The sequence below is a fragment of the Paenibacillus sp. FSL H8-0548 genome (assembly GCF_038630985.1).
GTDB lineage: Bacteria > Bacillota > Bacilli > Paenibacillales > Paenibacillaceae > Pristimantibacillus.
In genome coordinates this window covers 2346570-2371496 of record NZ_CP152049.1, presented here as the reverse complement: position 1 = coordinate 2371496, position 24927 = coordinate 2346570, and the positions used below count along the sequence as shown (strand labels likewise).

19 protein-coding genes are annotated in these 24927 nt (G+C 44.1%); all 19 read right to left on the bottom strand.

All coding sequences use genetic code 11. From position 1 onward, the window contains the following. Positions 1 to 12: 12 nt before the first annotated feature. Positions 13 to 2205 carry a putative baseplate assembly protein gene (locus tag MHI37_RS09995; RefSeq protein ID WP_076339603.1) on the bottom strand — a complete coding sequence of 731 codons (2193 nt, stop codon included), beginning with the start codon at positions 2203 to 2205 and terminating at the stop codon, positions 13 to 15. Positions 2206 to 2222: 17 nt separating this feature from the next. Then, positions 2223 to 5345, bottom strand: a complete 3123-nt coding sequence (locus MHI37_RS09990; protein WP_076339604.1) for a baseplate J/gp47 family protein — start codon at positions 5343 to 5345, stop codon at positions 2223 to 2225. 18 nt (positions 5346 to 5363) lie between these two features. Next, positions 5364 to 5765 (bottom strand): GPW/gp25 family protein, encoded by a 402-nt coding sequence (locus tag MHI37_RS09985; RefSeq protein ID WP_076339605.1) that lies wholly within the window; start codon positions 5763 to 5765, stop codon positions 5364 to 5366. Between the two features lie 24 nt (positions 5766 to 5789). Then, a complete protein-coding gene (locus MHI37_RS09980) occupies positions 5790 to 6515 on the bottom strand; it encodes a phage baseplate assembly protein V (RefSeq protein WP_076339606.1) in 726 nt (241 codons plus the stop codon). A gap of 2 nt (positions 6516 to 6517) precedes the next feature. After that, positions 6518 to 7618 (bottom strand): contractile injection system protein, VgrG/Pvc8 family, encoded by a 1101-nt coding sequence (locus MHI37_RS09975; protein WP_076339607.1) that lies wholly within the window; start codon positions 7616 to 7618, stop codon positions 6518 to 6520. A gap of 17 nt (positions 7619 to 7635) precedes the next feature. Continuing rightward, positions 7636 to 8265: a LysM peptidoglycan-binding domain-containing protein gene (locus MHI37_RS09970; protein ID WP_076339608.1), complete on the bottom strand. Its 630-nt coding sequence runs from the start codon at positions 8263 to 8265 to the stop codon at positions 7636 to 7638. Between the two features lie 34 nt (positions 8266 to 8299). Next, complete coding sequence (locus tag MHI37_RS09965; RefSeq protein ID WP_342556545.1) at positions 8300 to 11794, bottom strand: hypothetical protein; 3495 nt, start codon at positions 11792 to 11794, stop codon at positions 8300 to 8302. Positions 11795 to 11833: 39 nt separating this feature from the next. Beyond that, positions 11834 to 12277, bottom strand: a complete 444-nt coding sequence (locus MHI37_RS09960; protein ID WP_076337747.1) for a phage tail protein — start codon at positions 12275 to 12277, stop codon at positions 11834 to 11836. An 11-nt stretch (positions 12278 to 12288) separates the two neighbouring features. Next, the gene (locus MHI37_RS09955) at positions 12289 to 12498 is read right to left on the bottom strand and encodes a DUF6760 family protein (RefSeq protein WP_076337748.1); all 210 of its coding nucleotides are present in this window, start codon (positions 12496 to 12498) and stop codon (positions 12289 to 12291) included. Continuing rightward, positions 12477 to 12854 (bottom strand): hypothetical protein, encoded by a 378-nt coding sequence (locus tag MHI37_RS09950; RefSeq protein ID WP_076337749.1) that lies wholly within the window; start codon positions 12852 to 12854, stop codon positions 12477 to 12479. Before MHI37_RS09950 ends, MHI37_RS09955 begins: the two co-directional genes overlap by 22 nt. A 93-nt stretch (positions 12855 to 12947) precedes the next feature. Next, on the bottom strand, positions 12948 to 13385 hold the full coding sequence (locus MHI37_RS09945) for a phage tail protein (RefSeq protein ID WP_076337750.1): 438 nt from the start codon (positions 13383 to 13385) through the stop codon (positions 12948 to 12950). Positions 13386 to 13422: 37 nt separating this feature from the next. Beyond that, positions 13423 to 15108: a phage tail sheath family protein gene (locus MHI37_RS09940; protein ID WP_076337751.1), complete on the bottom strand. Its 1686-nt coding sequence runs from the start codon at positions 15106 to 15108 to the stop codon at positions 13423 to 13425. A gap of 131 nt (positions 15109 to 15239) precedes the next feature. After that, positions 15240 to 15803, bottom strand: coding sequence for a DUF4255 domain-containing protein (locus MHI37_RS09935; RefSeq protein ID WP_076337752.1), 564 nt, complete (start codon positions 15801 to 15803; stop codon positions 15240 to 15242). Positions 15804 to 15808: 5 nt separating this feature from the next. Beyond that, positions 15809 to 18043: an ATP-binding protein gene (locus tag MHI37_RS09930; protein WP_076337753.1), complete on the bottom strand. Its 2235-nt coding sequence runs from the start codon at positions 18041 to 18043 to the stop codon at positions 15809 to 15811. A 131-nt stretch (positions 18044 to 18174) separates the two neighbouring features. After that, on the bottom strand, positions 18175 to 19545 hold the full coding sequence (locus MHI37_RS09925) for a GAF domain-containing SpoIIE family protein phosphatase (RefSeq protein ID WP_076337754.1): 1371 nt from the start codon (positions 19543 to 19545) through the stop codon (positions 18175 to 18177). Positions 19546 to 19565: 20 nt separating this feature from the next. Beyond that, the gene (locus tag MHI37_RS09920) at positions 19566 to 19904 is read right to left on the bottom strand and encodes an STAS domain-containing protein (protein WP_083676348.1); all 339 of its coding nucleotides are present in this window, start codon (positions 19902 to 19904) and stop codon (positions 19566 to 19568) included. Positions 19905 to 19920: 16 nt separating this feature from the next. Continuing rightward, a complete protein-coding gene (locus MHI37_RS09915; RefSeq protein WP_076337755.1) occupies positions 19921 to 20376 on the bottom strand; it encodes an ATP-binding protein in 456 nt (151 codons plus the stop codon). A 14-nt stretch (positions 20377 to 20390) separates the two neighbouring features. Next, on the bottom strand, positions 20391 to 23408 hold the full coding sequence (locus tag MHI37_RS09910; RefSeq protein WP_144023716.1) for a cyclic nucleotide-binding domain-containing protein: 3018 nt from the start codon (positions 23406 to 23408) through the stop codon (positions 20391 to 20393). Positions 23409 to 23431: 23 nt separating this feature from the next. Continuing rightward, the gene (locus tag MHI37_RS09905) at positions 23432 to 24757 is read right to left on the bottom strand and encodes a hypothetical protein (protein WP_076337757.1); all 1326 of its coding nucleotides are present in this window, start codon (positions 24755 to 24757) and stop codon (positions 23432 to 23434) included. Positions 24758 to 24927 lie beyond the last annotated feature (170 nt).

Sequence of the window (24927 nt, the reverse complement as noted above, 5' to 3'; positions counted from 1 at the left end):
CTCATTAACCTCCTATCCATTCGAAATGATGAATTCAATATCGTGGTCGCCCGAGATGGCAAGTCCATTTGGCGGAATTCGAATATCTCCACCTTCTTCGTGATTCACATTTCTACCTTCTGCCCTAAGCCATACATCTTGTATATATTGCACACCCGGAACACGGTGGACGATATCATAAACATCACTTTTGTAAATCGATTTGCCAAACTCCCATCCCGTGCTTGCATCATCGCCATAAGGCTGCAGCCACTTGCTCAGCATCTGCCTAACATCATCCTCTCTTCCCTCATAGCGAGGGTGGACGACAATGATCGCTCTCACTGTTACTCGAATATATTCTGGCGGAATAACGTGAAGAGTGGTTGTGAGCAGGCGATAAGGCTCAAGATGTGTCCGTATGGTTTGGATCATGCCTATACTTGGGCGCGGCAAGGGCTTTCGGCTATAAGGCACAATCACTAATGAAATATGTCCAAAGGCTCGTTCCTTGGGATAGTTCTTGGTTGTAGTGTTATATCCAGGTATCGCTTTGACCCTTACAATACGAAGTCCTGGTATTTCCTTTACTCGCTTCTCGATATCCTCAGCTGTGATCCCGCACTTCGGATCTATGATGCTGAGCTTCGCTCGATGCATCGCTTCATTCAGTGTTTCTGCCTCCGCGCCGCCATATGCTGGATACAGGTTCGTCACATGAAGAGGATAATTGAAAAAGTCAAACTCATGAATCGTATTCTCTTTAACATTGCCTGCAACGCCTGTTCCAGTACGGTAACTAATAATCCTAATATTGGGACAGGGGGAAGACGGCGGGGCCACACCATGAACACCATCTGAGAAGCGAACAACGCCCTCTGCCTCATCAATGACATAATGATGGCTATCTGCGGTCGACTCATCGAAATCCCAGACTCGTTCCCAGTCATACCAGACCATAGCACTCTGATCCTCTGCCAGCCAGCCCACCTGTATTCGCAGCATGTCAGGAAGCAGCTGTTGAATAGGAAGTAGAAGCTCCTGACCAGAAATCCCTGTCCCTGTGCCCAGATAGATATGTTCTTCAAAGCCCGGTGATAAAGCAATCACCCGTATGCTTTGCTTACCGCTTGGCAGCTTAACATGAGCTGGAAACGTTAATAGCACTCGATCAGCAGCAAGCTCTACCTTATAATCAGACTCCTGCACATCGCTCCAACCACCCGCAGGGCCCGCTTGCTTGAACTGAACTGCAAGACTTCCTTGTTGAAACAACGCATGTTCAAGCTCAATATGTGGAGTTGCAGCTGCTTCAGCTTGACTGGCAGATGATACTTCCTCTATTCCATCAAAGCATTCCGTCATGCATAAGCTCTGTCCTTGTTTGGCAAATACCTCATTCCACACGAGTCGCCGAATCCGAGGTGGATCATTATATTCTCCTGCTGTAAGAACCGCTCTGATTTGGCGTACCGGCACTGCTCCTTGCGGAATGGTGAACAGGATAGGACCACTCTGATGCATACCATAGGTCTCATCACGCTCAAGCATAACTGGAATCCAGCTTCCTACCGGGCTTTCTTCTCCTCCCTGCTCCTGCCAATAGCTCCATTCTACCTTGCCCGAAGGAGTAAAATGCTTATATCTAGCAGGTATTCGATGCTCTGGATTTTGCTCTTCTAATTCAATCCATAGCGATAAGGGCATCGAATGCGGCAACCCATTCCATAAAGTAATGACTATACTCGCCCCGACATCGCCATTCTCGCCAAATGGAAAGATCGTAACGCGACCCGAGGTCATATCATCATCAATAACAACGATATCCCCTGCAGATGTAGATAATGAAACCTGCTGCTCCGAATCCGGCAGCACAGATACAGCGCGTACCGTTTCGAAAGGAAGCTCACCCACCCGCAATAAGGTGCCAAATGGGATGAGAATAGGCTCCGATGCTCCCGAAAAACTTAATGAAGTTGTAGCAGGCACACGGTCCTTTGGTGTTTCACCCAACAGCTTCAGAAATTTGCGATCATGATTCAACGTTAAACGATCCAATTGAAACTGCTGCATTTCAATATGCCAAGCCAGCATCTCTAGTAGAGTAATCCCTGGATCATGCGCATTTTCATCGGTCCATTCAGGAAATATTCCGGGAATAAGATCACGCGCTTCACGAACAAGCTGTTCGAAGTTACGGTCGTCTAGGTTCGGTAAAGGTAACATGGCTCTTCATCTCCCTTCTATTTGTGTAACTCTACTAGCAATCGATGCTCTCCAGGCACGACAACACTATGTGGTAAATCTACTATCTTCTCTGGATTCCACTCGACCCGTTCTCCATTCTCAACCTTGTAGACATCTAATGATAATTGCGGAATATGTACGACTGGGCCTACTGATTTCAAAAGAGCGTAGAACATGGAATGATGAACAATCTGACCAATATTCCAGCCTTTTCCATCCGTATTTCCGGTTAATGTATCCAAAAATCGATTTAACTTGCGTGTTAGCTCACGTTCAACAGGTACAACATCATCCATGTTTCTAACCCATACCGTGGCCTGTATACCAATTTCAAGCAGTGCGGGCTCCATAACCTGCAAATTACCAAAGAAGGCGATATTAGAGGCCGTTTTCTCCAGCAGACTTGCTTCGACTTGGCGCTTAAGCTCTTGAAAATGAGCTCCATTCCCTATCCCTGATTTTGGTAGCACGACTATAGAAAGTGTGCCTATTTCCTTCTCAAGCTTCACATTCAGATTAGGCAAGCATTTGACCTTGGCCACATTAGGATGTGCTTCACGTGTCAGCCATTCAAAATCCTCTGCAATGACAGCACGATTGCGATGAGTAAAACGTTTCGGACCACGGACAATGGCTTCTTCCATCGTGCCTGCATCACAGCCACCTGCAGCAGCATATAAATTGGTAACCCCTTCAATAAATGCGATGGAGCTTTGCAGCGTGCTGATCGCTCCTGCAGGCACATTCCCACGTTTTCCGCCGCCGCTAGTATAGGTCACACGTACAAGATCCACACCTGTCCGAGGCAGCGATTTGCCTGATTTACCATTGCCGAAGCTTAATCTACCTGTAGCATGATCGATCATATAATGACGGTCTGAAGGCCCTGAGCGCAAAAATTGCTCTACAGCGCTATAACAAACCCATACTCGAAGAATTTCTTGCTCTGAATCTTGCATAATATTCAATTTGATCCCTGTTTCTTGTAATATTCCAATTTCATTTAGTGTTAGATGCTCGGTCTCATCGACCCACACTTCCACTTCAAGCACGGGAGTAGACGCAAGTACATAATATTCTGAGGTTTCTTCTTGTGCTGTATCATAAAACTCCATTTTTCTAGGAAGCTCGTGGACAATCGTCTGCTGTTGAACAGCTAACGTCGTATTCAATGCCATATGCAGCACCCTTGGCATAATCATGGATCCAGTATCCAGATTATAGCGGCCATCGCGATTAACCGCACGAATCCAATATCTTTTTTTGCCAAAGTAATGGTCATGTGCAAAATCCTGCGGACCAACAAACTGTATATCGCCGCTTCGAGTAAAGCCATTCGTATCATCAGCCACTGCTAACGGTGCCCAGATGGATGAACCCCCAACACTCTTTAAATACTCCCACTCGATAAAAGGAACATCCTTTGCCGTCACCTGACGCTGCTTCAATAATACGTATAAATTAATCGGTCCACGCTGAGGCGGAATATCAAATCCGAGCCATACCGCAGGCGCATTGCCTCCAAGGGATAGGAACGGCCGAAAAGGCATGCCGCCTGATTTGATTTCGTTCGTACGATCCTTCACATCCAAATTATTTATTGTTAATAGCTTCTGAGGCGAAAATAAAGGTTTCTCATAGCCGTATCGGATGCGCAGCCGATGTATCGCTGGCGCGTAGTAGATGGCATTTGGAGAATACGCATTATTAATTTGTACGATTCGTCCTCGAATCCAGTAATTCTCCTCTGCATTGACGACAATTTCCTCGATATCCTCAGGACATACAAACGTTATCTCCCGTTTAGCCATTCCATCCCATGGTTTATCGAACAGTTTTCTTGCTTCTGAATCGACGGGAAGCATTGCCCATGAACGACCATTCCAATATTCCCATTGAATGCTTGATATCGTGACTACATCAGGGATTTCAACCCTATCCACTATCTCACGCTTCATCACAGGCTTCCAATTAATTGCTCTGGGCATATCCGGATACAGACGATGCTGTAGAAACTCGGCATCAAAGCTCAGCTTAAGCTGAGCGCCTCGTTTCGAGAAGGCCTCTTTATTAGATACATAGAACAAGCCGTATTGAGCGAAAAAATCACCGAACGGCTCGCAGCCATTTACCGCATTCAATTGAATATCATTAAAATACAATCGATCGGGTATAATCCCATCTTCGTCTGTTGCTGCTGCAAATTCACTCTTAATTAGCATACGCTCGAATTGCATCTTGCCAAGCTCCGAAGCACTCGACTGCTCAGCTAACGTAAACGCAAGGCAACGTATCCAATACCCCAGTGAATCGTGATATTCAAACGGGTCCATGCGCTTATGGTTAAGCTTTATCAGACGAATGACTGAACCATGCCCATACACACGATCGAACGCATGCCAGGATCCGTCGCTATAATACTCCCATTGCACCTTTTCAATGTCTGATAGCCATTTCACAGTCTCTATGGCCGCCCCTTCATGCTGTGCATGAAAAAAGGTGAATTCGAGAAAAGCAGGACGCTCAATTAAAAACAGAAAATCATGCTGGATATAAAAGGTATGCTCCTGCAAATTTTGTCCTTCATCTCCAAACAGTGCATAGCCCTGTCCATCGCCTGTAAGCGAAGATCCATCCTCACTAAGGATGACAATTCGATCTCGCTTCGGACTAATCGCTAATACTTCCAGCAAATTTGCAGTCGTTAATAAAATCGTACGAGCCGTCTCGAACCGAATTGGCTCCGTCTCTCCCACTATTTCGGCCGCTAGCTGAATTCCTTTTTCCACTAGGACAGGCTCGGGTGTACCTTCGACTAGCTTAAACGTAATCTGGGCTAGTGCAGGTCTTGCTGGAGCAAGCTCAACATTGAAATGGTTCAAGAAAGCTAAAAAACTCTTGTAAGGCACTTGATTTAGACGCTTAATATTCCCCTCAAGCAAATGAGTGAACATCAAAGAAAGGGCTGTACCCGGATCTGGCTCCTCGGGCCGAAACCGCCACTCCGAGGTATAATAGGGTGCCATCTTCTTAATCTCTTCAATTAATTGTGCTTGGGATCTATCATCAATTATTGGGGATTGGTTTCTTGGTTCCATTCCTGAGCTCTGGTTAATCATTGATCTCTCTCCGATGGTTTAATTTGATCCTTCGTATAAATAGAAGGGATAAACCTGATTGAATAGGTTATTCGTTGTTCTAACCTCATACTGTACATGAATCAGCAGCTTCTGTTCATTGGTCTGATCACGTTCAACTATAACCTCTACCTCATGCACGCGAGATTCCCACATGCGAATGGATTCTTCAACTTCTGATTCGATCAAACGTAATGTTGTATCATCATTACCTTCGAACAAATAACGATCAATTCCACAGCCATACTCTGGACGCATAATTCGTTCTCCCTTAGCCGTCCAAATGATGATTTTGATGGCTTCTGCAATATCTTCCTCGTATTGCGCATGCTTAATGCGACCTGTAAGCTCATCCACTTCGATTGGAAACTTCCAGCCACGGCCCAAAAATTCCTTAGACATAGCAAGCCCTCCGAATCTACTTCATTAATTAATTTTAACGATGGAGCCCTTTATCGTAATTAGCCCATCGGATTTAAGGTTTAATGCTGCTGATGCCTTAAGATCAAGTGTTGCGGATGCTTCAATTGCGATTTGAGTAGATTTCAGCTTAATCGCTTTGCTGCTTTCAATTGTGGCGTCTCCCTTGTTGTTGATTACAATTTTGGTCGTACCACTTTTCACTTCTATTTCATTGCTGGAGCCGCCCTTTATCGTAATGATCGTTTGTCCATTTTGCTCCTGCAGCTTTATCGTATCGTCCTTCTCCGAGATCTCCAGCTGTTGCCCCTTTTTGGTCTTCATCGTAATCTTGCCGTTCCCATCGGTATCATCAAACATCATTTCATGTCCAGCTCTTGACGTGATTTTACGAATATTATTTTTTTCATCTTTGCCAGAGGGAGGTGGTCCTTGCTTGTTCCACAAGCTGCCTATCACGATCGGTTCACCAATATCCCCCATCTGAAAAGCAACCAGCACTTCATCGCCTACCTCAGGCAAAAATAAAGTACCGCGTCCACCACCAGCCATTAAGGTTGTCATTCGTGCCCAATCGAGAGCGTTCTTATCGTCAAGGATCGGTATTTTCACCTTTACGCGTCCCAAATTTTCCGGGTCCTTATTGTCCGTAACAATCCCGATATATACTCCATTAACCAGCCCTAGCAATCGGTCATTCATCGAATTAAGTGAATCGAACATTTCATTCATGTCTACACCGCATTTCCCTGCACCCTGAATCTGGTTGTATAACCAGATTCGTCAATCGTATGAGTGGCGCTTTTTATATAATAAGGCTGGTTTAAACGTTTACCGAGTCCATCTAGCTTGATATATCTTCCAGCACGAACTTCAGGAAGTCCCAGACATTCCGCATCGCCAGAAAGTAGTCTCATTGCCCGTTCGTCCATCGCTGCTTCAGCCTTTTCTTTTGCATCTTGAGTATCTTCTGCATTCAAATATAAAAATTCTTCGAAATCGCCTAATGGTTTAAGCAAATCGGGGCCTGTCTTTGAATTCGAACCAATTTTACTAACAGAAGTAGAGGATGCCTCGATAATCTGTTGATTTTTTGCATCCCAGCTTTTCACTGTAACTTTAGTCACCTGATCTGCTATGTTCTGTTCTAAATTAAAATGCATTAAATGCTTGCCCCATGAAAGTGTCATCAGCGGGGTCTTATTTACGTTTTTCTTTCGAAAATACAATGTTTTGCCTACAATATAAAACTCATAATTTAAGCTTTGCGCTAAATCTTGCAGAAATTGATAGTCATTTCCCGGTTTTTTTGGAAAGCTTGGAATGACCTTTGTCGTTGCATCGATTACGAAGCTATTCGCTCCATATTTTTGTCCAATCTCTTTTACAACATCGGATATTTTTTTGTTAGACCATGTTTTCGCATTGCGGCCTCTCATCATTTTAAAAGATAAATCCATTCCTGTTACTTTTAATTTTGGTGCTTCTCCCCTTAGAAACTCTACATTAACAGAAGTGATATAGCCAAAAAACATAGGAGTCATCCGATCGGTATAGCCCATATGAACCTCTATCGAAGTTCCAAGCACCAATAACTGATCCAGCCATTGAAAGTCTCTGCTAATCAAGTTATAAGCATTAACAATCGTAAAGGTGATCGTATCCGATTCTTGTGAGGTTGTGGTTTCAACCGATAGCGAAGTGATCGCCATTCCTTCACGTACTGCATCCTTATCATTAATAAGCAGCTTAAAGCCCGGAGCAATAAAGTTTCGATATTTGGTCTCAAGCTCATCGAATGTATGTTTTTCAGTTCCTAATTTCAAATTGCTCATAGTCCATATCACTCACCTTATCCATACAAACGTGGAATCTTAATCACTGTTCCCGATTCAAGCCGTTTTGGATTCTCGATGCCGTTGGCACGAGCTATTTCCCTCCACATTCCCGGGTCCTCGTATTCCTCCGCAGCGATATGCCATAATTGATCTCCTTGCTTGATCATTCGCTGCTTGGTGCGGTCGGCAGATTGACGAGGAATATGCTTGAATTGCTCTGTGATGCTCTGAACTGCTTTGAATGTAACATTCAATGTGGCTCGTACCGGAATTCCTGAATCAAGAAACATCGTATACTTCTGAGACACCTTCTCAACAACGCCCTTAAACTGCAAGGTCCCCCATACAAATTTACATAGTGGCGGCGCATGCAAATCCTTATCCACATCCAGTAATCCTGCTATTTGAATAGTGTGCTTTCTTACATCTGTTCTTTTCTCATAGGAATCAAAAAACAAATCCATAGTCAGCGTCGTAGCTTCACCGCTAATAAACTGTGCGATAGGCTGAGATAATCCTGGAATCGTCTGCCAGGAATATTGATTCGAGGATTCCATGACATACTCATTCGGATTAAACAATACATCAATACGGTCTGTAGTAGGTCCATGATGGACCAAGATCATTGCTTTCTTAAGTGCCAACTTCAATCTCACCTCTATCTATTTTAAAATAGGACTAGTGCCCTCTTCGCTGCTGTTCCAATCGAATCCGGCTCGAAAACTCCCGATACATTTGATCCGTTAATCGTTTCATATCCATGCTGGGCTTGGACCATTGCACCTTCGCCTGATTCAGATCGCTTTCAACTGTTTTAATAGCAGACTCCAAGCTTTTAATGATTTCCTTCTCCGGAGCCTCTTTGGGTGATGGCTTTATCACTACTTCGAGAGGAACAGCCTTCATAGGCTGCAGCTCCTTGGTGACAAGAGTTGATTTAACCGTTAACCGATCCATCTCACGCTTTGCCTTGGGAGAATCTTTCATGTGTGCAGATGCCTTACTTGCTTGGCGAAATAATGTACTAGCTTGCTGACCCCTCTCAACTAGCTGATATCGCTCCAAATTAACCAATGCGTTACGATTTATATTTATCTGGGTAAGGACTCGTGTATGATTCGTTGAACTCGATTCATTCTTTGTAATCCGCTCATTCGTTTGGTTCGTCAAAAACATTTCATTTGACACGCTATTCGTACGATTCATAACATTGTCTACTCGATTTATCTCATTGCGTTGTATACGCATTACATTCGCTACCTGGCGCTTCTCATTCGTTTGATTCGTTGTTCGTGTTTGAATAATCGTACGATTACGGTTCGTTATTTGAATTTGATTCGTCAGACGTGCTTCATTCGTTACGTTATTCGTCCGGTTCAGGATATTGCTGATCTGGTTCGTCTCCTTCCGTAGTCGACGCACCACATTCGCCACCTGTCTCATCTCATTCGTTCGATTAAGTTCAATAGACTGATTAGATTCATTCTTTTGATTCGTTGTTTCTGTTTGATTCGTCTTAACCATTCGGTTCGTTATACGTACACGATTCACCAACCGCGCTTCATTCGTTACGTTATTCGTCCGGTTCAGGATATTGCTACTTTGGTTCGTTTCATTTCTTAGTCGACGCACCACATTCGCTACCTGTCTCGTCTCATTCGTTCGATTAAGCTCAACAGACTGATTAGAGTCATTCGTTTGATTCGTTATACGCTGTTGGTTCATCACTCGCGCTTTGTTCGTCACGGTATACGTCACGTTATTCGTCCGATTCATAATATGGCTCACTTGGTTCGTCTCGTTACGCTGTCGACGCACCACATTCGCTACCGGTCTCGTCTCATTCGTTGGATTCAGCTCGTTATTCTGAATCTGGTCATTCCTTTGATTCGTTGGATATGTATGATGCGACTTAAGCGTTCGGTTCGTTATACGTACATGATTCGTCAAACGAGCTTCATTCATCACGCTATTCGTCCGATTCAAGACATTACTAATTTGGTTCGTCTCATTGCGTAATCGACGCACCACATTCGCTACTTGTCTCATCTCATTCGTTCGATTAAGCTCAATAGACCGTTTAGAGTCATTCTTTTGATTTGTTGGTTCTGTTTGATTTGTTGGTCCTGTTGGATTCGTCTGACGAGTTTGATTCGTTATACGCTGTTGGTTCATCACTCGCGCTTTGTTCGTCACGGTATACGTCACGTTATTCGTCCGATTCACAACATGGCTCACTTGATTCGTCTCGTTACGCTGTCGACGCACCACATTCGCTACCTGTATCGACTCATTTGTTCGATTCAGCTCGTTAGTTTGAATTTGGTCATTCCTTTGATTCGTTGTTTCTGTTTGATTCGTCTTAACCGTTCGGTTCGTTATACGTACATGATTCGTCAAACGCGCTTCATTCGTTACGTTATTCGTCCGATTCACAACATTGCTCATCTGGTTCGTCTCGTTGCGTTGTCGACGCACCACATTCGCTATTTGTCTCGTCTCATTCATTCGATTCAGCTCAATAGACCGATTAGAGTCATTCTTTTGATTTGTTTGTTCTGTTTGATTTGTTTGTTCTGTTTGATTTGTTTGTTCTGTTTGATTTGTTTGTTCTGTTTGATTTGTTGGTCCTGTTAGATTCGTCTGACGAAATTGATTCGTTATACGCTGTTGGTTCATCACTCGCGCTTTGTTCGTCACGGTATATGTCACGTTATTCGTCCGATTCACAACATGGCTCACTTGGTTCGTCTCGTTACGTTGTCGACGCACCACATTCGCGACCTGTATCAACTCATTTGTTCGATTCAGCTCGTTAGTCTGAATCTGGTCATTCCTTTGATTCGTTGTTTCTGTTTGATTCGTCTTAACCGTTCGGTTCGTTATACGTACATGATTCGTCAAACGCGCTTCATTCGTCACGTTGTTCGTCCGATTCACAACATTGCTCATCTGGTTCGTCTCATTACGCTGACGACGCACCACATTCGCTACCTGACGCTTTTCGCTGCTCTCATTCAACTCACTCGATTGATTCGTCGTACGGATTTGATTCGTCAAACGTGTCTCATTCGTCACGTTGTTCGTACGATTCACAACATTGCTCATCTGGTTCGTCTCATTGCGCTGACGACGTACCACATTCGCTACCTGACGCTTCTCGCTGCTCTCATTTAACTCACTCGATTGATTCGTCGTACGGATTTGATTCGTCAAACGCGCTTCATTCGTCACGTTGTTCGTCCGATTCACAACATTGCTCATCTGGTTCGTCTCATTACGCTGACGACGCACCACATTCGCTACCTGACGCTTCTCGCTGCTCTCATTCAACTCACTCGTTTGATTCGTCGTACGAATATGATTCGTCAAAATTGTCTCATTCGTCACGACCTCATGCCGAGGCTTCAAATTCCGATTTTCTACAAGCCTGCTCGGGTGACTAGAATGCTGAATCCTCTCCAGCGTTCTTGCACTTTCTACGAAATCGGCATGTTGCCTGATGCTTAGAGGAACGGTTACAGCCTTCTGTACCTTCTGCCTTTGTAGCATTCGGGAGGGGGATTGTGATCGGATGAGAATAGGTAATGCGATTGCTAATGGCATCCCTTGCACCGTATCAAGTTGTTGTTTTACGGTCTGAAGCGTATCTACAATTGCTTGCAGATGTAAGGGTAGACGAATTCGATTGATCGGAATAACAATTTCTTGCTTCGCCGATATCAGATCCACCTGCGAAACCGCAGGTATTCTCACAGGAGCGCCCGATTGCAACGCATTCTCTACCTGCAATTTCCCCCTTGGTGACAGCTGATCTACCTGCTTGCTTCCCTCTTTCAACTGCACGGTTACCTGTTTGTACTGACGGATTATCGAAGCTGGAATCGTCCCATTAATCCGATGAAAATCCGAATTTTGATGAATGATTCGATTTAGTTGGGTATGGATATAGGTCAATTTGACGTGCAACGGCATCACTGGATACGTTCGTGAGATCGATATTTGAATGGGCCGCGCTCTGAACGCAGCTTTCCGAGCACCAGACGGCTCCACATGCACCATACCGCTCCGATTAGTGGCTTGCCCAACAACCCATCCATATTTCATCGATAAACGATCAGCAAATTTACCGTCTGTCAAACGTATCGATTTTAATGGATTAGATGATTTCATCTCGTTGGCAACCCCCTTACCTGTTTATCAAGTATGCTATTACAACATTTTAAAACCATTATGCGTTAACTCTATTTGCTCCACAGCAACTTCACTGGCAGTTGCATTCATCTCAGGGCCTGTCCACTTGGTTGGATACGCATCATAGAAATTCCAACGTCTGAATTCCTGATCGCGCTCATTATACAAAATAATGGAACCGCTTTTACGCACTATTTTGCCTTCAATGACATCGAAATACCAATTCCACAGCTCATTCGATAGGGTCATGCCGCGCTTTAACGTAAGAGGCAGCAGCTTAGTTCGAGAAGGTAACCGATGAACATATTGATTCAATCCGCCCTCTGCTACTTCTTCCACCTCTGTCTCAACACTAAGACCACTTACTTCCGAGAATCCTGCGACCAGCATGCCATCGAGCTCAACCATAAAGCGGTACGCCCCAACAACATATGGCCGTACTTGATCTGTTCGTTGATTCACGTGAGATCCCCCTACTTAAATACATCGAAAGGATTATGTCGATTTGGCTCGTCACTCATCTTTCTATTAATCTTTGAGATTTCCTCGCACCATTTGCGACGTTCCCGGTGCTCCATATCCATTATTACATCATGTGACCAGTGGAAGTAGTAAGCTATAAATCCGGTTTCTTCATACAGACGACTCTCCGGATATAGACTTAAGCCCCTTCCATCTCGGATAAAAAAGAGATATCCACCTCGTGTTCATGCTCACACTTTGGACAAATTGCTTTTACTGACAGCTTTTCTGTCTCATTGATCTCACGATATAGGTTTTGCAAAAAAGCTAAATCTGCTGTAAAAAGCTTTTCAATGGTCTTCGTATCTACAGCGCGCAGATCCCCCAGCTTAGTAAGAACACGAGCTAATAAAATAATAGTTAGATACCCTGGGTTTTGTTGTACACGCTGATCTCTCATTGGTAAAATCTCATCAGCAGCTGTTGCCAGTCTCATCGTGCCTCTACGATGCAAATTCCCATTTTCATCGACATATCCTCTAGGCAATTCAAACTCATATTCTGTTTTGAAAGACATGATGTCACTCCTCTTTACTTTAATCGTTCCAAAAAAAGATAAGAAACGGACGAAGGAACAACGATAAATAACGTTGTTCCCACGTCCTATTTATTATTGTGTACGAAGCATGCCTTCATGAGCCAGCTCTAATAGCTCAATGGCTACTTCAGATGCAGTAGCATTAAAGTCTGGTGCCGTATATTTGGCTGGCCATGCTTCAATAACCTGCCAAGTAGCTACATCTTCGCCCTCTTCATCAATGGCAATAATGGTTACTGTTTTTCTCTCTACATTGCCTTCTACAACACAATCCTGGATCCACTCGAATAGATCCATCGTTTCAGTAGCGCCCCATTTCAATGAAATGTTGCCATACTTTGCAAGTCCAGGTAGTTTCCTTGGGGTAATGACATCTGTACCCTCTCTGTACTCAATAACATCAAGCGACGCATCAAAACCAGATACTTCGCTAAAGCCTGCTTGTTCAATGCCTTCCACCTCTACACGAAATCGAAACTTGCGGTATGGATCATTACGTTCGCCTGCCATAATCTATACTTCCTCTCCTATCAAATGGATTTAATTATTATTGTTCATTCGTTTTTTGAGTAATGCGGAAGACAACGAACTCAGCCGGCTTCACAGGTGCGATACCGATCATACAAATCAAACGACCATTATCAATGTCATCCTGAGTCATGGTGTTGCTGCTGATATCGATATAAAACGCTTCACTTGGGGATGACCCTTGCAACGCGCCGCCTCGCCATACACGAGTAAGGAATGCATCAATTGTACGATGCACGCGAGCCCATAGACGTTCATCATTCGGCTCAAATACAACCCAGTTCGTGCCAGCCTTGATCGATTCCTCTACAAAAATAAAGAGACGACGAATATTAATATATTTCCATAGTGTGTTAGATGAGGTTGTTCTTGCTCCCCAGATCCGAATCCCTTGTCCAGAGAAGCTGCGGATCAAATTCACGCCTTTGGGATTCAATATATCCTGCTCGCCCTTATTATATTGAACATCAAGACCAGTTACGCCGCGCACTACCTCATTGGCTGGTGCTTTCTCCACGCCGCGTGTACTGTCACTGCGTGCATATACACCAGCTACAGAGCCAGATGGAGGAATAAAAATATTGCGTTTCTCTAGCGGATCAAAAACTTGAAGCCATGGATTGTACATCGCTGCATAGCTGGAATCAAAAATATCACGATGAGTAAGTACATCCTGCACCTTTGTTTTCTCTCTAGGAATATCAAGAATTGCAAATCGACTGCCTAGATTCTCACAATGTGCAACGAGTGCCAGTTGAACGGCAGGCTCTGTAACCCCTGGAACAGAGATGATGCTCACTTGGTCATTATCAACAAAGGCTTGAATACCCGTACGTTTACCAGGCCCGTTATCCTCACCTACATAATTAGAGACACTAATGCCTTCCAGAGTTCCATCTGAACCGCCAGCAAGCAAAACCGTATATTTAGCAATATCATCAAATAGCGCAGCTACACTGCTTTCATCAGCAGCCAAAACCGTAATCAATGAGGAGCGCGAAGTTGCTTTTTCAACATAATTAGCGGACAGTGGATTGAACGAGCAGTTTTCGAAGCTTTCCGCCTCATCTCCATAGGAAACATGGAGCGTAAATTCCGAAGTAGCAAGCACTTTTACTGGCAGCAATCCATTGTCAACTACTTTACCCTCAAGCGGGCTTTCAAGCTCAATCACTTGGTCTCGAGATTGAACTACTTTTCCTGTTACTTTATCGCTACCATTAAAAAAAGTAACCTCATCACCTTCATTAAAGCCGTTACTATTTTTAACACGATATTTGCCTTCGCCAAGATCCTCAAAAATTTGTGTTTTTGCTTTGCTAGACGGCAAACAAGCAATTCTCATTTGATTAGCCCAAGCACCTGAATTTTTAGCAGAGATGTTGAAGAAATCGCCTTCATTTGTGGCAACAGCAGCATCAGAAGGGGCAACCCTCATAATAAAAGCCTGTGAGCCGCCATTCACAAAAAATTGTTCAACAGCGTAAGCCAAAAAGCGATAAGAGCCAAATTGATTATCTGATAAATAGCTGCCATAATTGCGTTTAAAATCATTCATGCTTGTGATAAGATTTGGCAACCCTTCTACAGGACCACGCTCAGCAAGACCGATGAAGCCTGCCACGCTTGTACTTACACCGGATAGCGGTTGACCTGCACTATCAAATTCCTCCACATACACACCTGGTGAAAAATATTCAGCCATTTTGTTTTCCCGACGTTCTTACAGGAAAGATGCCAGAAGCATCACTCCAGAAAATCGGTTCCTCCTTTCAGAATTTAAAATTATGCAAGATCGACTCATAGCTTATGATTCGACCGCAGCAATAAAGATAACTAGCTTTGTTCTACCTTCAGATGACGTTCGCGAACACGTGAGACACTCTTCGTTCTCGTTGAATCCAAATAAACAGGACCTAGCTTATAGCTAAGCGATAACTTATAGGGGAGGTTTGGAAACAAGCTTATAGCTGTTTCCAGCGGAATTTCTTCCTTCACAATTCGGTAAGCGCCATTCGTACCGGCCAGCGACCCTACCAAATCCTCTCCTCTAAGAATGTTATGATCATGAAGCACCTGCATCATCTTCCCCATGATTCTCTGCTCATCAATTGCACGAGTCAGTACATCAGAGGCAGAGTGTGCCGTAATTAGATAGGATAGATCTAGTGCGATGGAAGGATATCTCATCTTGTCGCCTTGATCAATCAAATCACTGCTTCTAAAATCTGTATTCTCTTTAATTTCATATAAATAAAGGCTCAGATTCATATCACCCTTGTCACCGGGGTGAGCAAGCCCTACCCCATCAGCATGAGCGATTAGTTCAGGAACCAGTTCCTCTCGAAGCACCTTAACCAGAGACAATCCGATATCAGTAACAATAGAATAGTCTGCCACTCTTCTTACCCCTTCCAATACTCGGCGTAAGGACCTAAGCGGTCCTTGAGCAGCAATTTACCGGTCTTCTTATACTCCTGTATAACACTTTCGATCATATGCTTCATAGCTACCGACGTTCCTTCACTTACAGCAAGATAAGCTGCAGTCAAGATAACGTTCTTTATCGATCCGCCAGCAAGCTCGAAGGTTTGCGACAAGAAGGCATAATCAATTTCCTCAGTCGGCACTTGCGATGGAATCGCTGAACGCCATAGTTGCTCCCTCTGCTCCGCACTTGGAAATGGGTACTTGATAATAAATTGAATCCTTCTCGTAAAAGCATCATCCATATTTTGCGCGAAGTTAGTCGCTAGTATCGTTAGACCGTCGTATTCCTCCATCTTCTGAAGCAGAAACGAGGTTTCCATATTGGCATATTTATCATGAGCATCCTTAACCTCTGATCGTTTGCCAAAAAGGGCGTCAGCCTCATCGAAGAACAAGATGGCACCGCTTAACCTCGCTTGATCAAAAATTTCACTCAAGTTTTTCTCAGTCTCACCAATGTACTTGCTTACAACTCTGGACAGATCTACACGATACAGCTCAGCTTCCATTTCCTTCGCCATAACTAATGCGGACATCGTCTTTCCTGTTCCCGGTGGTCCAGTAAACATCATGCTGATGCCCCTGCCGTAAGGCAGCACTCGATCGAAACCCCAATGATGCATGACCGTATGGCGATGCTTAATCCGGTTGCATGCTTGCCGCAATAATTGCAGCGTATCATTCGGAAGGATCAGATCCTCCCACCTAAATTTCGACTCTACCTTTGTGGCTTTATTTTGCAGCTGATGATTTGTTAATTGATAAGCCGATTGATGCAGCAGCTTAGAAGGAGAAGCAGCTGATTGATGAATGAATGCCGCTGAATCTTCCCATTTTTCCAGCTTACGGGCCTCTTCAACGGTAGTGATCATTTGGCCTGGAGTAAATCTAAACTTCCCCGCCAGCTGACTAACCTCATTTGCAGTTACTAACCATTGCTTCTGGGTTAACTGCTCCCATAACTTCTGGCTTTGTTCAAGATCTGGCAATGGGATAACGATATTCAACCATGTCGTATCTGGCATTCTAATCGTCGACTTAACAGGCTCCTCGCTAAATAGAAATACGATACCTGTCCAATCTAGCAGCTTCTCGAACAACCATTGCTTTCGCTTATCATGCCCCGTAGTAATGCCCTGAGTAGATTGCAGTGTATGTATTCGGTCAAAGGCAGGAATCGCATCGGTGAGTGAAGCTTCCAGAAGTACCTGGTCGATGACCTGTCCAAAAGCATATTGTTCCTCCGGTGCATTTGATAGATCAAATTCCAATAGAGAGCGATTCAATAGTTTTGAAATATGTCTCGCATGAAAGGTTTTACCGCTTCCTGTTGGTCCTTGAAGTACCCATATTAAAGACGACATACGTGAATCTTTATCGGTCATATACGTTAGCATATGCGTATGGATATCTTCATTAACAAGCAACGGAGGCAGCTCCTTATGATCAGCGCTCGAATAATGCTTAAGGGAAGCTAACGCTCCATCATAACGCCATTCAATGCCTAAAAAGAAGTAAATCAACCTCGCTTCGAGACGAATCGGTTCAGTTAACAGTGAAAAGTGTTTCAAATCATTTATATTGGGGTAAGAAGTGAAGAAGCCCTTCATATAGCTATTGGGACTCGTCATGATCTCATAGGCATATTTACGTTCATCGAGAGTCGTGCAGCATAATCGAAGCATAAGATCCAGCGTCAAATGCTGACTGGTCATATCATCCTGCAAATAGGCATAAAGCTTCAAATACTTACGATTTACATGTGGAGCAATCGCAACGATCAGCAGCCGAATATCCAGCTCATTCAACCGAAAACCAATTTTCAGCGACTCAATTGGCAATTGAATAGGCTCTTGTTTGCTCTTCTGCAATCTTGCATCAATGCGTGTCCTGAGCTGATGCAGCAGCAGTTCCTGCTCAGATGTAAGCTGTAAGATTGGTTCATCCCTATCCAGTAAAGCTTTAGCTTCCGATACACTGAAGTACATACCACGAAATGTATCTGCCGATGCTGCTTCTTCCTCTGTGTAAAGCATGCGCTGAATCTCATATTCCAGTATGACATCAAGAATAATAAGCTCGTCTAGTAAATAGTCTTTGGGATGCTCATATGCATCAACCATTGAGGTCAAATGAAGTATATTGTCCATCTTATTAAATCCCACTTATCCTCATTTGATTCTTCGGGATCATCACACCCCACTTCTTAATTCGCAATTTAGTACTATCATCTTCCATTTTTACACGATGCCTTAACTTTCGCAACCTTTTTTGTATAACTTTAGCTAATATTGTCGTTACATGCGGTGTATTTTAATACCATCATAGCAATGTCGTCAGATTGTACGTATTGATTCGAAAATGAAAGCACTTCTTGACGTAATGTCTGCGTAATTATCGCAGGGGATTTCTCCGTTACGTGCTGCAAGGTCTGGCGCAATCGTTCGGTACCAAACCATTCCCCATTAGCATTTTCTGCTTCCGTAATTCCATCGGTATACAACACAATTGAATCGCCTGAACTCAGTTGAATCTCACAATCTTCATACCCAGTATCTACGAAAATACCAATTGGCAGGCTCTTCACACCATGCAATTCACTAATCTTATCCCCAGACAATACATAAGGCGTACAATGCCCGCCGTCACAATAGGTCAGTTTTCCTGTTTTTGTATTCAGTATAGCAAGAAAAATGGTAGCAAACATCGTTGAATCCTCGGTGCTGATCTCTCGATTTATCTGCCCAATAATGGCCGCAGGAGAACGATCAGAGCTTGCTTTGGCCTTAATCCAGATCATTAGTCCGGACATAAACAATGCAGCAGGCATTCCCTTATCCGATACATCACCTAAGCAAACGAGCAAACGATCCTCATCCAGCTGAATAAAATGATAGAAATCCCCGCCGACCTCGCGTGCCGGAATGAGACAGGCATATAAATCGATGTCCGCAGTTCTAAGCACTTCACCAGGGAGAAAGCTGTGCTGAATATCCTTCGCAATTTTCATTTCGCTTTCCATACGCTCTTTCTCAGCGGTCGTTATACGTAAATTTTCCATCGATTCAAGCAGTGCTTCATACAGAAGCATATTTTCAAGCGCAATCGCCGCTGGAGAAGATATCATCTCTAGCAAACGAAGATCCTGCCCGTTAAATGCCAGGTTCCCCTTTTTATTGATCACCTGCAGCACACCTAACGTTTTACCATTGGAGCGTACGGGTACACAGATCATATTGCGAGTTGGGACTTTTACTTTGGCAGATACTCGATTCGACCAACGCTGATCCTTGCTCACATCGGCAATGAGGACGGATTCACCACTGGAAGCCACCAATCCAGCAATGCCTTCACCAGCTTTCAGTCGAATCTGCTTAATCTCGTCATTCTTCTCTCCCGTTGCCACCTCAAAATATAATTCTCCCGTTTTTTCATCGACTAAAATAATAGATGAGCCTTCGGCATGGAGTGTGCGAGCCGTTGTTTCCATAATAATCTCCAGCAGCTCCTTGCGCTTAATGGTCGAACTGAGACGCAAGCCAATATCCAATAAGGCAGCTGTTCGGCTTCGTTCCAAGTTCAATTTCCAAATTAAAGCCAAAGCAAAACATAATGCAGCACCTAGCAAGCCGATCGCTATTTTGATGAACACTGTACCACTCCTCTTACAACCTATGCTCGTATGAATTGCAATGCATCATCTCGCGCAGGGAAGATCTCGAAGATTGTGGAAAATCCGGAAATTTGAAATACTTCCTGTACATTGGCATTCAACCTGCATAGCGCAATTTTCCCGGCAATCGCTCTCGTTTTTTTCACAGAAAGCAGCATCACTCTAAGACCTGCACTGCTGATATACTCCAACTCGATCAAATCAAATACGAATTGCTTATACCCTTGTCCTAGCAGCTCTAGAAAACGCTGTTCCACTTCCCCCATCGTCGTTCCATCCAGTCTGCCTATCAGGTTAATGATACAGATTTCACCTTCTTGCTCTACATTCATCATCATTTAGGCTACACACCTTTCATTTGGATTCTATCGACTCCAATTTTATTTTCTTATAAAGCTTCAAATGATTACATTCATCAACTCTTTGATAGGTGCAGCAATCCATGATCTGCTTGATTAAATAGATCCCCAGACCGCCAATCTCTCGTTCCTCAGCAGATAGAGCGACATCAGGCGTTTCCTGCTGTAATGGATCAAAGGCTGGAGCAGAATCAATAAAATAGATCAAAATCTCATCATCAGCGCTGTTATAAGAGATCTGAAAGAGAATTTCTGACAAAGACAACTCCTCTTTAGAGTTCTTCTGATAACCATGGGTAATTATATTTATGAACCATTCTTCACACACAAGCTGCAGCTGCAGCATTAACTCTTGTGAAATCTGTTGCTTCTCGCAAAAAAAAGCGATATGCTGCCTCAATTGATCCCAATTCAGCAAGTCCGATGAGACGGTGACAAAATGACTCCTCATGATCATCACAACTCCTATCCGAGCTTAAGCAGCATATGCTCGAGTGTCCTTAATCGCTGACTGATAGAGCGCAGTAAACCTATTCCAATATCTGGATACAAGCGCACTAATCGTGCCGCCTCGGCTCCTTCAATCTCTAGTACTCTTGCATGATCGAACAGCACCTCTGCCGATACGAGTGATGGACGATCATCGAAGAGTCCCGCTTCGCCAATCGTTTGCTTAGAGCCTAAAACCCCAATCGTGCCTTCTGTACCGTCATCATTCTTGCCGCTGACTTCCACATGGCCTTCAATAATAATGACGATCGCTTGACTCGCTTCGCCCTGCTTCATTAAAAATTCGCCATTATGATATGTCTTTTCATGTGCAATACTTGCAATTCTTCCTAATTCTTCAATAGAGATGTCTTGGAATAATGAAACCTGCTTCAAGAACACGATCTTATCCAGAGCACTTAAATACTCCCAATTATTCATTAACAGCGCTCCTCCTTCCACCGCTCCTGATTTGACAGCTAATGCTTGCAGCCATGGATCCGTCACCTCGCCCTCAAAGCTATCCATGCTTTGCTTTCGGGAACTTTTCCCTTCTGCAAATGATCGCCCACGATAAAACGCAAGCAGGGTCGAATCCAGCTTTGAGCTTCCCAAGCCCTCAGACAGAATTTCCAGTCCATGATCGCGGATCTCTTCATCCTGATCCTCCACAGCACGTCGCAGCTGCGGAATCGAACGCTCATCACCAAAGCGAATCATAATGTTCCATATCGTATCCAGTATATACCCGGTCATTTCTTCAACCCTTGATTTTGCGAGGCTTGTCCATTCTTGCTTGTTCATCGCCTCAATTCGTGCCACTACCGCATGACTTGCGGACAACGCTTGAAGCCTCTGTATACAAGACGGCACGACGATTTCCCTAATCTCTTGATCGGAGCCAATGGCACTCGCTACCGAAACCGCCGTACGCCAAATCTCGTCATTAGGAGAGGATATAAACCGAACCAGCTCAGGCATGCCGGCAGCTCCACCCTCGATTAGCGCTTCCTCAATGGCAAGCCGAAGCTCCTTGTCTGCGCCAACGAGCAGCTCCATTAAGCTAGAAACGACCTCACTACCGCCCATTTTGCCCATCGCGCTTACCGCATTAAGCTTAACGATCGTCGTCTGAGACAGCAGGCACATCATGACATCAAAATACAAGCTCTGCATCTTGCGCTCCCCGATAATCTGAGAAGCAAGAACCGCCGATCCCATACCCTCTCCCAGCATTCTCCGCAAATCATCAAGCAATACTGTGTTTTCCTCCATGACCCTCCATGCTTCCGCTTGAACGAGCATACTTTCATCTGTGCGTGCTGCTTCAATTGACTTCTCTAAGCTTGACGCTGCGGCGCCCCTGTTACTTGCAAATAACTGACGGTAAGCAATCGCTCTTACTTGCTCATCACGATCCTTCAGCAGCTCTTCCATCGTTTCCGAGGGCAATTGTCGCCACCCATCAGGATGAATGGCAGCGATCCCAAGCGCTCGCCGCTCACCTGTATGCATCTTTACATAATCCCATAATGCCTTGCTAAAGGCATGATCAAGCTGGCTCGACAATAGCTCTAGCGTAAACCGCTGTACAGCCTCATCTGAATGCTTCAGTTGTTCCACAAGAGTACGCCGTACCCGATCGTGCTTCATCGTTTCTAAAAATTCACTTAAAAAATCCTTTGCGGCATCCGTACTGACTTCCAGAAAACGAACGAGCTCCTTAATATACAAGTGACGGGCACCCCAAGCTAACAGAACTAACGCTGCAGCTAAACAGGTTCCGATCACAGCTTGCCATGTCAAGGAAATGCCGAGTTCTGAATGCAGCATGGATACTAGCGATCCAAGCAAAATCCCCGCTGAAGCAGCAATACCTTGAGCGGTATAACGAAAGCCATCACGATGCTGAATCGGCAGCATTTTGAAAAAGAATTGATAGCTTGGTTCAGCAAAATAATAGAGCAGCAAATAAATCAGACTATAACCAACTGAAACAACAGCAAGAGCCATCTCACTGCTTACCAGTAAACTAACGAACAGAAAACAGCCCAGAAAAATAATGGTAATCGCAAAAATGGTATTGCTCGCGCCCAGCCAGTCCATTAGCCTCGTCGCAAATAGCTGCAAGAAAAATGCCGCACAGAATAAAATAATAACCATTAATCCATAGAAGGACGTTAATTCTGCCTCAGAGGCAAATACCTCCTGTGCTGATGTGAAATATTGATATTCGATCAGAAAGTATACCGCTGGCATTAAGGTCATAATCCCAATAACGGTTAACAAAAATGGCGAGCGAAGCGTTTGCTTCAAGTAATACATGGAGGAGACCGCCATCTTCACTTCACTATCACCGTTTTTATTAAACGTCAACGGCAGCAAATATTGCTTAATCGAGCGCCAAAAATTAGGCAAGCCTAGCAACAATAAAACTACTGCAAGCATATAAAGTAGTTCTGGTCCTAGCAGTGGCGCTAACGTGCTCGATATCACACCCGCAATAATGCCACCCACAATGGCCGACAACACGAAGATCGGCATGACCCGCTTCGCCTGCTGTGTAGGGCATAAATCAAAGGCTGTGCTCCACATCAGCAAGGTTTGCTGCCGAACAACAAAATTCGAGGCTAGAAACAATAGGATATAAAATCCGATCCATTGAATTCCTGCATAACGAAAAATGAGCAGAACAATCCCATTGAGCAGCCCTATTGAAATAAAAAAGCTATAAAGCCCCACCATAAATCTGGGCTTAGAAATACGCTGTGAAAAAAACGAAAGAAGCCATCCCTCCAAAGGGAGAAGAATCGCTTCTATTAAGTACATCATGGGCAAATACTGCGTACCTACACGACTATTAAAGATAGCCATAAATGACGTGTAGTTGATCATCTCGGAAATACCCGCAAGAAAAAACACGGTTCCCATGACCCATACCTTCCGCCTGTCTTCGTATCTTAATTGAAATAATGTTTGTATTCCTGTCAGCACTCGCAGTTCCACCTTGTAGTCAATTATTGAGAGGAGCGTAATTGATGTGCAATCATATCCTTAGTCGGTGTAGGTTTCTTGGCTGATAAGCCCAGCATCTCCATTAATTGAATAAATGTTTTCTCTTTCTTTATAACTCCTCTTTCAAAAATATGAGAGACTATAATTGTAAGTAAGTAGACGTAGCATTGTCGTGACGAATAATAGCCATACGCCTTAAGCTGTCGTGTGCGAGCTTCCTCACGAGCCTTTGGAGGAAGGTTCACATCTATTTTCAAAAAACGATCCACAATGAGCTCGGGGGTTCCAACGGCTGAAAGTGAGCTCTCTTTGAGCTTATCGTTCGGTTTAGCTTTGATTCCGAACAATAGCCAATTTAACTGTTCGTGATCATCCAGCATTTTTCTAATATCATTTTCGGCATTTACTTGGTTTTCCTCTCCACGGCCCTGCATAAGTCCAAAAGCAAAGAAATCTTCATCTTCCTCAAGCTCATGCTCTTCTTCCGGCTCAAAGCCAGTCTCTTCCTGATCAAGATAACGCTCCACAGACGACTCATCAGTGGTATCCAGCTTCACCAGCTCCGCTTCGTTCAGCGCAGAGAGCATCTTTCCCCAATCGACCCATTTTTTTAATAGTATCGTGATAGACATTGCTTCAGTAAAACCAGCAAATACAAGCTTGCGGCGATTCAACATTTTGTGTAATGCAATCTTCTTCTGCGGAATAGACAACATCTCAAATCTTCGCATCAGCTCTGCCTTACCCTGCTTATTCGCTTTATAATTAAGCCACAACACAATATCTTTATAAGGATTGAGCAAGCCCGTCACATCTACGGTTCCTGCAGTTGCCTGTGCACCTGATTCATTCGCATTTCCTTCGAGTTCAGGTTCATCTGGCTGGAGTCTAACGCCTTCAACACTCGCTATACTAGCAACCAGCCGTTCCCAATTCATTGGAGCATTCATTAACAGCTTTAATCGTTCAATAGAGCCTGCCATCTCTAGCAATACAGCTTGCCTCTGGGCTGGAGATAACCTTTCAAACTGCATCCAAAGGACTTGCTGATGATCTTGACTTGCTTCTGCCTCCAGCCATTTGACTAGCTCCTCATATGGTGTTTTCACTCCCTTAGAGGCCTCTGATGAATGCTGCTTCCCCTGAATATCCTGCCACATTTTTCCTGTCGCTTGATTGCCGTAGCTTTGCTGCATGGACATCGCTCTGGTCCATAATCCTTGCTTCTCTTCATCTGCGCGCTGCACTTCTGCTGATGACTGTTGCCTTGGTGTTCCTCGATATTGATTTGCTTGTGCTGGAAATTTCAACCTGCGTCCCAGTGCCATAACATTCTCCTATACGCCAGTCCGTAGTCCTACATCATACAATAATTCTACCAAAATCGACCTTTTCCTTCTTATCTAGTCATAAAAGCCTAAGATCCTACTATTTGTAACAAAAAAACTTACAAGTATTTCCGCCTCATGTATAATAGAAAAGACTGTTATATCGATAA

Excerpts from the sequence above, each read along its gene's own strand:
- MHI37_RS09930 (WP_076337753.1), bottom strand. The coding sequence starts at position 18,043 with ATGGACAATATACTTCATTTGACCTCAATGGTTGATGCATATGAGCAT.
- MHI37_RS09985 (WP_076339605.1), bottom strand. The coding sequence starts at position 5,765 with ATGTCTAAGGAATTTTTGGGCCGTGGCTGGAAGTTTCCAATCGAAGTG.
- MHI37_RS09965 (WP_342556545.1), bottom strand. The coding sequence starts at position 11,794 with ATGAAATCATCTAATCCATTAAAATCGATACGTTTGACAGACGGTAAA.
- MHI37_RS09945 (WP_076337750.1), bottom strand. The coding sequence starts at position 13,385 with ATGGCAGGCGAACGTAATGATCCATACCGCAAGTTTCGATTTCGTGTA.
- MHI37_RS09990 (WP_076339604.1), bottom strand. The coding sequence starts at position 5,345 with ATGATTAACCAGAGCTCAGGAATGGAACCAAGAAACCAATCCCCAATA.
- MHI37_RS09995 (WP_076339603.1), bottom strand. The coding sequence starts at position 2,205 with ATGTTACCTTTACCGAACCTAGACGACCGTAACTTCGAACAGCTTGTT.
- MHI37_RS09920 (WP_083676348.1), bottom strand. The coding sequence starts at position 19,904 with ATGATGATGAATGTAGAGCAAGAAGGTGAAATCTGTATCATTAACCTG.
- MHI37_RS09915 (WP_076337755.1), bottom strand. The coding sequence starts at position 20,376 with ATGAGGAGTCATTTTGTCACCGTCTCATCGGACTTGCTGAATTGGGAT.
- MHI37_RS09980 (WP_076339606.1), bottom strand. The coding sequence starts at position 6,515 with ATGAATGAAATGTTCGATTCACTTAATTCGATGAATGACCGATTGCTA.
- MHI37_RS09975 (WP_076339607.1), bottom strand. The coding sequence starts at position 7,618 with ATGAGCAATTTGAAATTAGGAACTGAAAAACATACATTCGATGAGCTT.
- MHI37_RS09950 (WP_076337749.1), bottom strand. The coding sequence starts at position 12,854 with ATGTCTTTCAAAACAGAATATGAGTTTGAATTGCCTAGAGGATATGTC.
- MHI37_RS09940 (WP_076337751.1), bottom strand. The coding sequence starts at position 15,108 with ATGGCTGAATATTTTTCACCAGGTGTGTATGTGGAGGAATTTGATAGT.
- MHI37_RS09905 (WP_076337757.1), bottom strand. The coding sequence starts at position 24,757 with ATGGCACTGGGACGCAGGTTGAAATTTCCAGCACAAGCAAATCAATAT.